General features: G+C 35.8%; 9 protein-coding genes and 4 pseudogenes. 4 read left to right on the plus strand and 9 right to left on the minus strand.

All coding sequences use genetic code 11. The features are described from left to right. The 4 genes and pseudogenes from RV13_RS18980 to RV13_RS20715 all read left to right on the plus strand — a co-directional run. Positions 1 to 680, plus strand: a pseudogene (locus RV13_RS18980) (FUSC family protein); the annotation flags it as partial. Next, positions 677 to 1,681, plus strand: a complete 1,005-nt coding sequence (locus RV13_RS18985) for a bifunctional lytic transglycosylase/C40 family peptidase (protein ID WP_002302457.1) — start codon at positions 677 to 679, stop codon at positions 1,679 to 1,681. The pseudogene RV13_RS18980 and the gene RV13_RS18985, both read left to right, overlap by 4 nt. An 18-nt stretch (positions 1,682 to 1,699) precedes the next feature. Next, complete coding sequence (locus tag RV13_RS18990; RefSeq protein ID WP_002302456.1) at positions 1,700 to 2,611, plus strand: conjugal transfer protein; 912 nt, start codon at positions 1,700 to 1,702, stop codon at positions 2,609 to 2,611. A 186-nt stretch (positions 2,612 to 2,797) separates the two neighbouring features. Next, positions 2,798 to 3,035, plus strand: a pseudogene (locus RV13_RS20715) (transposase); the annotation flags it as partial. Between the two features lie 237 nt (positions 3,036 to 3,272). Here RV13_RS20715 and RV13_RS19005 read toward each other — a convergent pair. The 9 genes and pseudogenes from RV13_RS19005 to RV13_RS19050 form a co-directional block, all read right to left on the minus strand. Next, positions 3,273 to 3,488 carry a hypothetical protein gene (locus RV13_RS19005; RefSeq protein WP_002297343.1) on the minus strand — a complete coding sequence of 72 codons (216 nt, stop codon included), beginning with the start codon at positions 3,486 to 3,488 and terminating at the stop codon, positions 3,273 to 3,275. Between the two features lie 258 nt (positions 3,489 to 3,746). Beyond that, a pseudogene (locus RV13_RS20840) lies at positions 3,747 to 3,956 on the minus strand (zinc ribbon domain-containing protein); the annotation flags it as partial. A gap of 302 nt (positions 3,957 to 4,258) precedes the next feature. Further along, on the minus strand, positions 4,259 to 5,698 hold the full coding sequence (locus RV13_RS19015; protein ID WP_002302453.1) for an MFS transporter: 1,440 nt from the start codon (positions 5,696 to 5,698) through the stop codon (positions 4,259 to 4,261). Between the two features lie 449 nt (positions 5,699 to 6,147). Beyond that, on the minus strand, positions 6,148 to 6,918 hold the full coding sequence (locus tag RV13_RS19020; protein WP_002302452.1) for an AP2 domain-containing protein: 771 nt from the start codon (positions 6,916 to 6,918) through the stop codon (positions 6,148 to 6,150). A 348-nt stretch (positions 6,919 to 7,266) separates the two neighbouring features. Next, positions 7,267 to 8,670 carry a glucosaminidase domain-containing protein gene (locus RV13_RS19025; RefSeq protein ID WP_002302451.1) on the minus strand — a complete coding sequence of 468 codons (1,404 nt, stop codon included), beginning with the start codon at positions 8,668 to 8,670 and terminating at the stop codon, positions 7,267 to 7,269. Positions 8,671 to 8,780: 110 nt separating this feature from the next. Then, complete coding sequence (locus tag RV13_RS19030; RefSeq protein ID WP_002302450.1) at positions 8,781 to 10,124, minus strand: NAD(P)/FAD-dependent oxidoreductase; 1,344 nt, start codon at positions 10,122 to 10,124, stop codon at positions 8,781 to 8,783. A 133-nt stretch (positions 10,125 to 10,257) separates the two neighbouring features. After that, positions 10,258 to 11,469 (minus strand): Rib/alpha-like domain-containing protein (locus RV13_RS21440; protein ID WP_249024501.1); only part of this gene is annotated, 1,212 nt, incomplete at its 5' end. 1 nt (position 11,470) lies between these two features. Then, positions 11,471 to 15,277: pseudogene (locus RV13_RS19045) on the minus strand (Rib/alpha-like domain-containing protein); the annotation flags it as partial. Positions 15,278 to 15,953: 676 nt separating this feature from the next. Next, on the minus strand, positions 15,954 to 16,229 hold a 276-nt coding region (locus RV13_RS19050; RefSeq protein ID WP_143142305.1), incomplete at its 5' end, for an IS30 family transposase.

Below are 16,229 nucleotides of genomic sequence, written 5' to 3' on the forward strand. Positions count from 1 at the left end.
CAAAATCCAAATTTAAGCCATCCGGTTCTTCTCTACGAAAGAATTCACGATTACCGAACGATCACGAGATACCATCTGACTTGAATAAGGAAAAGCCAATTCCAAATAATAAGAAACAATCCCGAATGAATTTGGCCGGGAGAAAAGTCGGCAAGGTTCTGGATACCCAAGCTTTGGTGAAAGATAAGACCAAACAAGTAAAGGATGGAGTACGGAATACGCCAACCAACTTGAAATACAACTTCCATAAAGGAATTGAAAAAACGAAAAAAGCACCGGAAGAGTTTAAGCGAGGACTGGTCCAAGAAAAAGCAAATCGAGGAGAGTTGCGAGAAAAACAACAACAACGTAGAGACGAAAAAATAGCTGAAAAGCGCAAAGTATTGAACGAAATAGGGAATCCTCATGGGAAAAGAAGGGAAAATGTTCCGATAAAAGCAAAGGTCCAATCTCAAAAGGATAGAGCACCAAAGCGGATTGTGAGAGCAAATTCGAATCCCGAAATCAAACGAAAATTCGCTAGCCAAGAAATCATTTCAAAAGGAATAAACCAATCCTCAAGTAAGAAAAATTCTTTTCAACAAGTGAAACGGCGGTCTACTCTGTCCAAACGAACCAATCGAAAAGTACAAAAAAGTTTGAACCCTCATCCCAAACCAAGGTCAGGTGAGAAAAAATGAACGTAAAGAAATTAAGTGCCATTTCGTTAACTTTCCTAACAATCTCTTTTATGGGTATCTTGATGTGTGTGGGCTTATTGTTTGGTGAAGACAGTGAAGGAAGTAGTAGTTCAGGTGCTCCTCCTGGGGGGAGTAGTGTCTCAGAAGAGGTTTTGAAACACCGTGCAATGGTGGAAAAATATGCCAAAGAATCGGATATAACAGAGTATGTTCCGATTCTTTTAGCGATTATTCAAGTGGAATCTGGTGGCACAATGGAAGATGTGATGCAAAGTTCTGAGTCAGCCGGTTTACCACCGAATTCATTAAGTACCGAGGCATCCATCAAACAAGGATGTCTCTATTTTGCGTCTTTGGTTAAGCGTTCCAAAGAATTAGGTTGTGATCAAGATAGTATCATTCAGGCCTATAACTTTGGCGGTGGTTATTTGGACTATGTGGCAAAAAACGGGAAGAAGCATAGTTTTGCTTTAGCTGAATCTTTTTCAAAGGAAAAATCTTGCGGTCAAAAAATCGATTACCCTAATCCCATCGCGAATAAGGAAAATGGTGGATGGCGCTATAACTATGGCAATATGTTTTATTGCTTATTGGTGAAGCAATACCTAACTACAACACAGTTTGACGATAAAACAGTCCAAGGGATTTTTGACGAGGCGTTTAAGTATGAAGGAACGGCTTATGTATTTGGTGGGTCAAGACCCGAAACAGGATTTGATTGTAGTGGCTTGACTCAATGGTGTTATGCCAAAGTTGGTCTGAAACTTCCTCGGGTGGCTCAAGATCAGTATGATGCCATGACCCATATTGACCTAAAAGATGCCAAACCAGGGGATTTGGTTTTCTTTCATTCGACTTATGATGCCGGTACTTATGTGACCCATGTCGGTATTTATGCAGGGGAGAATCGCATGTTTCATGCAGGAGATCCAGTAGGCTGGACGAATCTAACAGAAAGCTATTGGCAGCAGCATCTTATCGGTGCTGGACGGTACAAATAAGAGAAAAGAGGAAAAAGAATGAAGATAAAAATTGAACGGAATCAAAAGGAAAAGAGCCTAAAAAAGAAAAAAGAACGAGTCGTATCCGTGGGTAAGCATCGAAAAATGGTGCTTGCCCTTTGGCTTTTATTATCTTGTAGTCTTACTTTTGGCGTTTATAAAAATTTCACCGCCATTGATCAACATACAACTCATGAAAAAGTGGTTATTAAAGAGAAAGTAGTGAATACTTCTGGTATTGAAAACTTTACGAAGGATTTTTCGAAAGAATATTTTTCGTGGAAAAATAACAAAGAAGCAATTGAAAAGAGAATGAACAACCTCGAACAGTACCTTACAGAAGAAGGTTTCGCTTTAAGTCAAGATATGGTTCGAGCAGATATTCCCACTAATTCCGAAGTTCAGTCAGTAAAAGTCTTAGATGTTGAAAAGAGCTCGGAGGAATTTGTCGTTTCATTTTTAGTGGAGCAAAAGATTACAGAGGGAAAAAAGGCACAATCGATTTCTTCTGCATACCGAGTGACGATCTTTGAAGATGAAAACAGGAATTATATAGTAACGAGTTTGCCAACTATGATTGCAAAACCTGATAGGGCAAAATACAAGACAAAACAAGTAGAAAATGATTCGAAAATTGATGCCAAAACTACAGAAGAAATCGCTGAGTTTTTGGAAACGTTCTTTAAATTATATCCATCAGCTTCTGAAAAAGAATTGGAGTATTATGTTGAAAATGATGCGATGCGACCAATCAATATTGACTTAAAGTTTTCGAAGTTAGAGGATCCAGTTTACCTACAAAACGGAAAAAAAATTCTAGTGAGTACAAAGATAAAATACCTTGATAATGTATCAAAAACCACTAGCTACTTTCAGTACAAATTAATATTACAAAAAAATGGAAACTGGAAAATCATTGATGTTAAATAATAATGACTCAATCTAAATTTATGAGAAGTTATAAGTAGTTTAACTTATTTCAGGCAGAAGTCGCCCATCCTCTATAGGTGGGTGATGAATGCCGTTCGGTAACTCGAAAACCGACAATTAAGACATAGTGCCTTTTTATTTTAATCCATGTCATAATCAGTCTATATAAGAAATGGTTGATATACCATGGAATTAGATACAAATAATCATTCATTATTTCTTCTTTGTTACCACCTTATTTTAGTAGTGAAACATTGTAAACATCTCATTGATGATGTAATGTTAGCTTATGCAAAAAACTATCTTTGAAAGAATATCAGAATCACATCACATTACCTTAGTTGAGTGAAATCGTGATAAAGACTACTTTCATATTATGCTCAAAGCACAACCTAAAACCGAATTAACAAAATTCAGCAATGCCTAAGCTCATGTCTGATAAAATGAGACTTTCTAAGGGTCAAAAATTTCCTTTGAATACGATCATTAGCTTAGATAAAAGTAAAAACCTTAGAACTACGGGGATAGCTTGGTTAATAAGAGATATCGCTGTTAATAAAGACATAAGCTTGCAAGTATGCTCTATTCCCAAGAATCTCCCACTTCAAGCACTAAGGATCGTTAAATTCAGCTAAGTGGCAAGTAGTTCACTAGACGATAATTATCTCCATATTTCAATCTCAGCTTTTCCATTTTTCATAGCAAATTCCGTTATTTTTATAGCATCTAAAAGATTCAGCTTTTCCACTGATCTTTCACCACTTTTCAGCTTTTTTATTGTGCTTAAATTGATACCAGTACCTTTTGATATTGAATTGGAAGTAAAATCATTAAGGGTTTTTTTTATTAAATTCATATCCGCAATTCCAGCGTTCATAAGAATGAAGATTCTCCTCTCATAGACTACTTTGAAAATGGTACTACAGTGGCTGTTTATATATTTCAGTAGGTTACTGTAGTGGTCATTTTATTATAATTAGAAAAGGAACCTAAATCAAAAATGCTAAAGAAAATTTTCATAGTATTAAACCTATCATGACTAAAGCCACGGAATTCTTGATAAAAGAGTATACTTGCAAGCCTATGTCTTTACTAACAGCGATATCTCTTATTAACCAATCTATCCCCGTTGTTCCTAAGGTTCTTGATGTTTTCTAAGGCAATGCTTGTATACATAGCCCTTGATCAAAATATTGATACTAACGTTGACGTTTCGATCATGATGTGTACGGCAAATAGGACAAGTCCATTCTCGAATTGTGAATGACTTCTTACCATCTGTGTGTCCACATTCTGAACCAATTTGACTAGACGGAAATCATTTATCTATCTTGATGATTTTTTTGACAGAAGTATCGAAAATCTTTACATAATCTGGGTGTTGCATTCTTATGCAGATGAGAGCGTTAGCTCCGTATTCATAACCAGTTGCCTCTAAAACGTAGTCCATCGGTGGATACCTAGCTTGCGGTTGCCAGTGGCTTTCGCAGTCTTCTTGTAATCAAATCGAGCATCTAATTGAGTACTAGTATTTTGAAGATAATACTTGAGTTTTTCGGTTTTCAGAAGTTCACTTCATCTTCCATCATCCATGGAAATCCCACTCACCCATACGCAGGCCTCCAAAAATTCTTCAACAATGGTTTTTCAGACATTTTTCTGAATACCTCCTTGTTTTTTGATACGCCAGATAGTCAGGAAAAAGGCAACAAAACACAAAACAAAGCTGCCTAAAAAGGTAATCTTCATTCCATATAAAAAGACATCCGGCCGATCTGCGATATAGTTAGTTACTCGTTGGCCCATCTTAGCAGACATCGCTTGATATAAGACCGTCGTAGAAAGCGAAATCCCGATGACCATCCCCAAATTTCGGGCAAAGGAATTCATGGAGCCTGCCAGTCCCAAATTTTCGATAGTGACAGAACTCATAACCATCGTATTATTTGGGGACTGGAACAAGGCATTGCCGGCACCCATGATGGCAGTAGCGACAATGTACAGCCACAAAGGAGAGTCCACTGACAAAAACATATACATGACTTGGGTTACCGACAATAAACCCAAGCCTACTAATACAAAAATCTCCGGGCCAACCCGGTCGGTCAGGTATCCGCTTAAAGGCGCCCCGACGACCATCATCAAGGGAAAGACCATCATCAACAGTCCGGCATAGCTAGGACTCAACCCGCGAGCATTTTGCAGATAAAAAGGAATCACTACATTAACAAAGAAGTTGGAAGAAAAAATCAACAAGGCTGTAATCAAGCTCATGGTAAAAATCTTGTTCTTAAAAATACCGAAAGAAATCAATGGAGAGGCTGCTTTCTTTTCAACTTTTAAAAAGCTGACAAAGGCAATCACTGAAATTACGAACAGTACAAGGGGGACTGGATGGAAAAAGCCACTTTCTTGCCCCAAAAAGATTGTTCCAAAAAGGCTGATAATCGTAGCCGCAATGGCAGCAAAGCCCCCTCCATCGATTGTATGGTCGCTCATGGTGATATCTTTTGGTAAGAATTTTTCAGCAATCAACATCGTTACGATTCCCACCGGTACATTGATCCAAAAAATGTACGCCCAAGAAAATTGGGACAAAATCAAGCCGCCAAGACCTGGTCCAGCAATCGAGCCTAATGAAACAAACGCACCGATTGCTCCCAATGCCCGACCACGTTCATGTATGGGAAAGACTTCCGTGATGATTCCGGCATTTGTAGCCATAGTCATACTAGCACCAATGGCTTGTACCACCCGTGCGAACAATAAAATACCTAGCGAATGATTGAACCCACACAACAGCGAGCCCAAGACAAAGATCAGCGTACCAATCCGAAATACTTTGATTTTCCCACGGCTATCGCCAATTTTACCAAACAGCAACAAACAAGAACAGACAATCATCAGATAAACGGACACTACCCATTCCGCTTGATTCATTGGTATGCCCATATCATCTGAGATGGTAGGTAGTGCAATATTGACAATACTGCCATCCAATGTGGACATGAAGGTAAACATAGATATAGCAATCAAAATCCACCAGCGATTTTTTTGGACTTTTGCATCTTCTTGATAACTATGCATAATAGGATTTCCTTTCTAATGATCGTGTAGCTAAGAACAATATAACCTATGTCTACTGCCCAACAACTTCTCGCGACTCTAGCCATAGGAAGCTTGAGTAATTTCGATTTGATATCCTCATGTAACCATGTAAGTTTGAGATGCTTTATTTGAACTTACTCTATAGTAACTAGTGATAATTCGCTTTACTTTCTTCTAGCAATTTCTAAAAGTCGACTTCATTGTTCTTCAGATTAATAGTGTGAGCTATCTCGTGAGACGTAAGCAAATTTCCATTCTACTTTTTCCCAATTTTTTCATATTTATGGTGTTGCACCTATTTGTTTTCCAATTTGCTTTTCAAATACATTGCTATGATATTCAATTCCATAGGATTATACTAAATGTCAATAGTATGAATAATATATTATAGATGTTTATATATCACTGTTAATTATTATCCACAATAATTAATGATTACCTCGATATTTGTCAATCAAAGGTTGAAACAATTTATTTTCAGCATCTTTTCTAGCTTGAGCTGCACTCTTAATAGAATCATACGATCCTAAATAGTACCTCTTTTTTTTAAAAGTTATATACGCAATCCATTTCTCTTTAGAACGATAAACTCCCTTAACACCACTTGTATTATTTTTCGGTAATTTTGACGTTAGACACTCTATTACTGTCCCTTCAACACATGTCCTTGTTTCTTGCCTTTTTAAACATCCACAACTTTGAGTATGTCCAAAAAATAAGTTACTATAACTTATCTCACACATACTGCCACACTCACATTGACAAACCCATTTTGTTTTCCATGAACAGTTATTGTCCAAAGGATACTTTGCAGTAAGTAATCCGAATTTTTTATTTTCAATGTGATGCTTTTTTGATTTCAAACATCCACAGCTTTTTACATCACCTTTTAGAAGTCGCTTTGCCGATACTAACTTTTTTCTCCCACACAGACATTGACATTCCCAAACAACAGTTCCTTCACTTCGCAGTTTAGTTGGCTTGATTGCAACTAACTTACCAAAAGTTTTATTTGTCAAATTTTTATATTTATGCCTATTTTTATAATTTCCACATCCACAACTTTTGGTTCTACCTGATAGTAAGTTTGATCGATATACAATCGTTTCATTCCCACAGTCACATAGGCAACGATATTTTTTATATCCATTATGAGTAATCTCCTCAACAACAGTAAGGTGACCATATCTTTCCTTCACTGCACCTACCCTCCCAAGAAAGAAGTACCATATAATTTCAATTAACTTTTAATAAATCAGAAAAAAATATTTCCAATTTTTCTTAGTCTGATTTTATGACTAATTTACAATACAAGACTGAACGATACGTACACGAAATCCTCAAGATAGATAAATTGTTTTCATCTAGTAAAACCTGCTCAAAATATGAGCATAAAGACGGCAATAATACACTCGATATTCGATAATGGACTTGTTTTATTTGTCAAACCCATCGTAATCGAGATATCAATTCCAGTCTCAATATCCTGATCAAAGGTCTAAGAATCCAACCATTTTCTTGTTACTTTGTCAGATTGATTACCTTTTTTAGTCTCCGAATAATAAGGTTTTCGGATCAACTAACATGCTCTGAGAAAGACTACTATCTTTGCAAATTTCCAAATGAAGGTGTGGGCCAGTACTATTCCCAGTACTTCCTACATAGCCAATTATTTGTCCTTGCAAAACATTATCTCCAGTTTTTACTAGGTATTGTTGCTGGTGAGCATATAACGCGGTTGATCCATCTTCGTGTTGTATCACCACGTAATTTCCCCAAGAGTAGTGAAACTCTGCTTTAACAACCTTACCAGCTTTAACTGCATGAATCGGCTCACCCTGTGTAGCTGCCATATCAAGTCCTCGGTGAAATTCATTTCCACGATTTCCAAACAAACTGGTTATTGAATAATTATGAATAGGCACTTGGTATCCAGTCTTACTCATTTGTGGACCTTTAACTTCTTTATCATAGTTGGTTAAATCGTAGGTTTTAATTAATTCATTTAGCTTCAAATAGTATTGTGTATCTGTTGCATACCGTCCTGTAAGGAATTTAGTTGCTTCTCGATATGTTTTACTATTAGCTTTTAATGCTCCTGCATAAAAATCTTTATTTCCACTAATTCCCTTAGTTAATAATTTGGCATAATCTTCAAAACTTTCCTCATAGTTTTCATACACTCTAAATTTTGATTGGGTCGTATAAAGCGTTCCATTACCCAAATCTTCGTTTGTTACCATAATGACAAAGTTTCCATTATAAGTTCCTTTTATCCCAAATAAATTGTAATTCGGTGCCTGAGCTAACTGGCTTTGACCACTGGCAGATTCTAAGATCGCTTGTGCAATCATAACAGAAGCATATAAATCATATTTCTGACCAATTTTTCTCGCAGACTCACCAATTTTCATAATAAAATTTTCTACAGATTCATTTTTGTCAAAATGAATTTCTTCATTACCAGATAGTATTGGTTGTGATTGGAAAGATTCTGTTGATTCTATTTGCTGTGGTGTCGAAAAATTTTTTGTTTGTCCTTCCGTTTTTGGCGCTTCCTTTTTTGAAGACTCTATATGGTTTGGTTTTGTCACTTTCGAAGAAGTTATTTCACTTGTACTACTTGAAGTTGTTGAAGATTCGGCACTTGAAATCGTACTACTTTCACTTGACGAAGTTGTTGAAGACTCGGCATTTGAAGTCATACTACTTTCACTTGATGAAGTTGTTGAAGACTCGGCATTTAAAGTCGTACTACTTTCACTTGATGAAGTTGTTGAAAATTCACTACTCTCTGCTGTTACATCGGAATTACTCATTTCAGTCGTCTTGGTTCTTTCTTTTGCAATTTTGTATGTTGAATTTTCGCTTGCCAACACATGGAAAGGTGTTGCTATAAGGAGACGGGACATTAATAGAACTGCTGATGCAAGTTTTAAAGATTTTTTCATTTGATTTACCTCTCTTTTTTTCTTTAATAGTGTTTTCTATTAAAAAATATGACAAATATTTTCAATGAATTGAGTAATACAGTATATTTCTTGATTTCATTTAGTAACGATTATGCTCCACTATTTAATCCTGTTACTGCCTTTAAAATAAAATTATAGGGTTGACTAAAACTAGGATGAAATAAATAATCTAACATTTTCAATTTATCTAATGTAATTTGCTCTTCTATAGCAAGAGAGAACATTGTCAATAATCCAGATAGATCTTCTTGACTATAAAATTGTACACCTACTATTCTCTTTGCTTTTTTTTCAAAACTAATTCTTAATTTTACAATACTGTTTTTTTTAGAAAAAATCGGTCTAATATAATCTTCTATTTCTATATAATCTATAGACTTATTTAATAAGCGTGCTGTTTTTAAATTCAAACCTGCTGCATAAAAATTGTGACCAAATATAGAAAATCCATTTGTGAATTGGGAACCAGAAGGTGTAAAATTTTGATTGTTAAGATGTTGAGTTGCAATATAAGCCGTTCTTAGAGCATTAGAGATAGAAAAATCAACGCTACTTCTATTAATTGATGTAAAAAAAGTTGTAGCACAATCTCCAATAGCATATATGTCTTTTATATTTGTTTGTTGGTATTCATCCGTTAGATATGCTCCACTAACATCTCTCAAGAACTCCTTTTTCCCTATTGGACTATGAGATAGGAATCCTATAGCTTGTATGACCATATCCATAGCGTATTTGTTATCTCTTGTAGTCACTATTTTTTCAATCTTTTCTTTTCCTAAATACTTTTTAGGACTTTCTGATAAACAAAGATGTATCCCGTTTTTTGATAGTATTTCTTCAACTTTATCTGAAAAACTACGGTCGTAATAGGTCGACAACACTCTATCTGCAACATCGAAAAGATACACTTCTTTCCCTCTTTTTCTTATAGCTTCAGCAATTTCAACTCCAATATATCCTGCTCCAATAATTCCTACTTTTTTAATAGTACTATCATCCAAAGCTTTAAAAATCTCTTTTGCATTTGGAAAATTCTTTATCGAAAAAATATTAGCTAAATTATTCCCCGGTATATCTAACATAATTTGCTTTGAACCTGTAGCTAATATAACTTTGTCATATTCTTGAGAGAATCTTGTACCATCTTTTTTTACACAAATAATCTTTTTATTTTGAATATCAATTTTGTCAGCTACTGTCTCCAAAAACAACTTTTTTATCTTAGAATTTAGTTCTCTTCTATTTTGATAAAAAAGATCTTTTACATTGCTAACTTCTCTTTTTATGAACAACGATGTCCCACATTCTAAGTAACTAATTTCTGATTTTTTATCTATCAGAATAACTTCATAATTTGAATCACATAAGTTTAGAAATCGAGCTGCAGCTAGCCCCGAATGGTTTGATCCAATAATTACTATTTTTTTCACTTAATCACATTCTTTTCCCTTCTATGAAAAGTATCTTCATTTTTAACTAACAACCTATCTCCCAAAATAAAAAATAAAAAGAGGAAGAAAAAGATTCTTCCTCTTTTCAGAGAAGATTTAAGAAATTGATTTTCTATTCATTCTCTTTTTTTCGATTTTTATACCCTAATAACCCTAAAGTTCCTAACAGGATTAAACCACCACTAATAGTAAAGATATTACTATCAATCTCTCCCGTCTTAGGATAAGCTTTTGAGGACTGCTTTTGAGGACTGCTTTTGCCTCTATTTTTGTTTTGCTTGCTACCTTGATTGTCAGTCTTATTATCTTTACTACCGGCTTTTTCACTATCTTTTTCGTTTGAAGAAACAACTACATTAGTAGGTTCACTAGTATTACCAGATTCATCAGTTGCAGTTACTATCACTTTTGTTCCTGCCTCTAATTTAGGAACTTTAACTGTAAAATTACCATTTTTATCAGCTGTCCCATGGTATTGACTCCCGTTTGGTAATGTAACTGTCACCTCTGCATTTGGTTCTGTTTTACCAGTAACAATTTGGTCACCCTCTGTAATAGGATCGACTTGAGGTTTATTCGGTGCTTTTTTATCTTCTACAGAAATAGTAACCTCTACTTCTTCTTTAGATCCATCTGGATATGTTACTACTACAATCCCTTTTTTGTTTCCAGCTGTACTAACATCTACTTTCTCTTTCCAAGTATAAGTAGTTCCTTTTGGTAGATCTTCTTTGTTCTTAATTCCCTCAGATGCGTCTGGCTCTTTATTTAAGTCTGTAGTCACTTTTTGCCCTTCAGGATTATATTTATCGGCATCGGAACGATTGTCTGTCACTTCTACTGGAACTTTCACTGTATCTTTCGTACCATCTGGATACGTTACTTCGATAATCCCTTCGTAATTACCTGGTGTGTTGGTATCAATCGTACCACCAGGAGTGACATCTGTTACTGTTGTTCCTTCTGGTAATGTTGGTAGGTTGGTTACATTATCTGTTAGATCTACTGTGCCCCCAACTTCTACTTTTTCGCCTTCTACTGTTGGTTCATATTTATCGGCGTCAGAACGATTGTCTGTCACTTCTACTGGAACTTTCACTGTATCTTTCGTACCATCTGGATACGTTACTTCGATAATCCCTTCGTAATTACCTGGTGTGTTGGTATCAATCGTACCACCAGGAGTGACATCTGTTACTGTTGTTCCTTCTGGTAATGTTGGTAGGTTGGTTACATTATCTGTTAGATCTACTGTGCCTCCAACTTCTACTTTTTCACCTTCTGCCATTGGTGTATATTTATCGGCATCGGAACGATTATCTGTNCTCTTTATTTAAGTCTGTAGTCACTTTTTGCCCTTCAGGATTATATTTATCGGCATCGGAACGATTGTCTGTCACTTCTACTGGAACTTTCACTGTATCTTTCGTACCATCTGGATACGTTACTTCGATAATCCCTTCGTAATTACCTGGTGTGTTGGTATCAATCGTACCACCAGGAGTGACATCTGTTACTGTTGTTCCTTCTGGTAATGTTGGTAGGTTGGTTACATTATCTGTTAGATCTACTGTGCCCCCAACTTCTACTTTTTCGCCTTCTACTGTTGGTTCATATTTATCGGCGTCAGAACGATTGTCTGTCACTTCTACTGGAACTTTCACTGTATCTTTCGTACCATCTGGATACGTTACTTCGATAATCCCTTCGTAATTACCTGGTGTGTTGGTATCAATCGTACCACCAGGAGTGACATCTGTTACTGTTGTTCCTTCTGGTAATGTTGGCAAGTTAGTAACATTATCTGTTAGATCTACTGTGCCCCCAACTTCTACTTTTTCGCCTTCTACTGTTGGTTCATATTTATCGGCATCGGAACGATTATCTGTCACTTCTACTGGAACTTTCACTGTATCTTTCGTACCATCTGGATACGTTACTTCGATAATCCCTTCGTAATTACCTGGTGTGTTGGTATCAATCGTACCACCAGGAGTGACATCTGTTACTGTTGTTCCTTCTGGTAATGTTGGCAAGTTAGTAACATTATCTGTTAGATCTACTGTGCCTCCAACTTCTACTTTTTCGCCTTCTACTGTTGGTTCATATTTATCGGCGTCAGAACGATTGTCTGTCACTGTAACATCTACTTCAACTTCATCAGATGATCCATCTGGATATGTCACTACAACAGTCCCTTTTTTATTTCCAGCTGCGCTAACATCTACTTTTTCTTTCCAAGTATACTTAGTATCTTTTGGTAAATCTTCTTTGTTCTTAATTCCCTCAGATGCGTCTGGTTCCTTATTCAATTCTGTAGTCACTTTTTGACCTTCAGGATTATATTTGTCAGCGTCAGATTTATCATCCAGTTTTGTTGCGCTTGATACAAATTCTGTATCATCTGCCGTAATTGGTTGAGTTGCTTCTTCTGGCCATTTCGCATCTGTATAACCATCTTTTGCTTTCAACACTGGAAGTTTATCTTCTGGCAAGCTTACGCCGTCTTTCACTGCAAAGACTGTTGTTCCACTTTCAATACTTGTTCCTTCCCCTGCGGTGAAGGTTACTTTGTGGTAGCCTGCTGGAATGTTTTCTCCTGGATTTTCAATGATATCATCCAGTTTTGTTGCACTTGATACGAATTCTGTATCGTCTGCTGTAATTGGTTGAGTTGCTTCTTCTGGCCATTTCGCATCTGTATAACCATCTTTTGCTTTCAACACTGGAAGTTTATCTTCTGGCAAGCTTACGCCGTCTTTCACTGCAAAGACTGTTGTTCCACTTTCAATACTTGTTCCTTCCCCTGCGGTGAAGGTTACTTTGTGGTAGCCTGCTGGAATGTTTTCTCCTGGATTTTCATAAATATCTTTACTTACAGTTACTGCTAAATCGGTCGTGCCTACAGAACCATCTTGGTAAACAATTTTAATAGGAATTGTTCCAGTAATCGGCTCCGATTCTCCTACACCTTTAGCTGGAGTGAATGTAACAATACCAGTATTTGCATCAACACTTGCATTACCGAAGTCCTTATTATAGACATCGGAAATTGAAAAGGCATCTTTAGCTAAAGGAACATCTGGTTTATCAAATGTAGGTTTTCCACTTTGAACTGTCGTTTCTGGAGTTGTTGTTATAGGTACGTATGTTGCATCATTTTCCATAGCTTGAGAAGCTTTTACAGCAAACTCTACATCCACGTCAAAAGTTCGATTTCCGATTTTAACAGTTACAATACCTTTCGTACTATCAGTAACGTTAGAAGTATCAGGCTCTGTTTTCCATGAATACTCTGCATCTTCAGGTAAGTTTTTATTATTCCGAATTGATTCTTTAGCATCTGGTTTAAATCCAACTACCACGGTTTGTTTATCAACCGCTTTTGGTGATTCCTTAATAACGGTTGAACCTTCTTCTGGTTTATCAAAACCTGGAGAAACGATTTGTATTTTTAATTCATCTTTCGCGATTAATTTACTTGAATCTACACCCGTAAATTCAAATTCTACAGTATCTGAAATTGGAGCCCCATCTTTTTCATTTGGAGCGATAGTTTTTTCTGCTAATACAGTACCTTCTTTATCAACAAGTTGGGCTTTGTGACCTGTTCCTGCTAACTCGTGGATGAATACTTTCCCCTTAACTGTTGTGTCAACATCATATACTTCTTCTAATTCAGGTTTCCCGATATATGGATTCGTGTCTCCGCTCTCTTCTTTATCGTCAGGGTTTCCATCACCATCAATATCTTGCAAATAATAATAACCTGTTCCATAAGTGTTCTGGATTAATTTTTTATTCGTATCCGACAACCAAGAATCAAAGATGAAATCTTCACCAAATGGTTTATTTTCTTCAACTTGTGCTGTTGCTTTCATATCTTCTAAGATTTCATCTAATGGCTTAGTCAATTGTAAAACATATCGAATAACGACTGGACGTGGACTTGCATTAGCAAAATCGATAAGTTTAGTTAAATCATTATTAGTTATTGAACCTATGCCATAATTTTCATGACCTTCCCGTCGCTCGATTGCTAAATCAGCTACTTTTGTTCCTGATTCAAATGAAACGTCATATGCTACTTTATCAGCATGAACCATATGCATTTGTATACCTGCTACATATGGAACTAAACGTTCATCAATTTTGTAATTAGCATACCAAGGCGTTCCTGCTGCAGAAGCTGAGTAAGAGAAGTTTTTCTCTTTTGTTAACTTATGGTCCAAAATTATAGCACCATTAGCACCAGTAGACCCAGATCCATCTTTCGTTTGAACATTTGGTTCCTCATATTTGGCACTTACCGATCCATGTTTGAATTGATCAGGATTATTTTCAGATACGTCTAACTTGTTATAGAAATTATCTTGATCTGTTAAAAAGTAACCAGTACTTTCTATACCAGGGACAATTTTATCGTTATCTTGATGACTTACCAGATAGATTCGATACATCAAACGATCAGTCTTAAGGTTATCTTCACCAATTTCTTTAAAAATTTCATCTAGATTCTTCTCAAATGTAATTACCCCGTTAGGAGCAGTTTGCGTATCAGTTGTCTCTCCCCCAGCAAATAATCCATCACTTGCACGAATATAATTGACCTTCCAAATATTTGTAGGTCTACCCAGCGAATCATTAATTCTTACAAAGGTCCGTCTAGAAGATCCAATTCCTTTCTTTGGATCGACCTGAATTTTTTCTACATATTTAGCTAATCGTTCATCTAATTGAAGACGGATTTCCCAGTTTTTAGTTGATGCTGCAATATTATGTTTTCCGTAAACTTCAAATCTAATTGTATTGCCTTTTAGTGTGTCTCCAGTTAGTTCTTGAGGACTAAATTGTAAATCCGAAAAGTTATAATTTTTCGTATAACCAGGATTCTCCTGAAAAGTATTCCCCGAAGCTACTTTGTCACCTACTTGTACGGAGCTTATCGCTGTTTCAAGTGGGCTGCTTGGAGAAATTTCATCTTGTGCTTTAACTAGTTCAGTTCTTCCCAAGACAAGACCAACACCAACCAAAACAGATGCAACCCCAACACTTAATTTTTTGATACTGTACTTCAATACTCGTTTCTTTGTTTTTTCTAGAAATACTCTCTTATTATTCTTGCCAACCATTACTCATATCAACTCCTTAATAGTTATGTCTTTCCTTAGTAAGAACAAAAGATAAATCTGATACGTATTATTCACAAAGCAGGAATTATACGAATTTATGATAACTAATTTGTTCAGTAGCTTTCATGAACAATTCAACAAAACAAGTACATTTCTTCATAGTTTTTTCAAATATTTATACTTTTTGTCTATTCAGTAGCTAAGAACATATGAAGATATCATGTATTCTTTCTTAAATTAAGTTTTTTTATGTGATGAATCAGGTTTTCAAAATATTAAAATAACGGAATAAGAAGACTTATTCCGTATTACTAAATTTGATAATAGTCAAATAAGATATTATCAAATTAAATTGTTAATTCTTTTGTTGGGTTTTGGAAATCGAAACTGGGTAAGACACAATAATGATATAATGAATATAAGATAAACTGCTAGAGAAAGTGATTTTAATGGGATTTAGGAAAAACGATAATCATCAACTAGATTTGCTCGAAGGCTATTTTTGCAAGTATTTAATCAAACAAAGAAAAGTATTTGGGAACTCATGGGCAAAACCTTTCCATTCAATAGTATTTTCTATCGTCAATGAATCTCGATTTTAACCTCCATATATTGAAAATAAAACTTTTAGGATAAACAGTTAGTATTCTCGTAGGTACATTAATCTCTTGAATTGTCAAATCAAGTGCAACACTTTATTAAAGAAGACTTCATAAGGTGTTTTCCAACCTAGACACTTTCTAGGTCTGCTATTTAGTTTTTCAACCATCCGATAAATCGTTGTGTCATCTACCGTGTCCATCTCTTCCGATTTTGACAAGTATTCTCGAATAAGACCATTTGTATTTTCATTTGTTCCTCGTTGCCAAGGGGCATGCGGATCTGGAAAATAAAAGGGCACATTATTCAATGCTTCTGTAACCGCGAAATGATTGGAGAATTCTTTTCCTCT

Origin of the sequence: Enterococcus raffinosus (genome assembly GCF_001886185.1) — a bacterium.
In the GTDB taxonomy this organism is placed as follows: domain Bacteria; phylum Bacillota; class Bacilli; order Lactobacillales; family Enterococcaceae; genus Enterococcus_A; species Enterococcus_A raffinosus.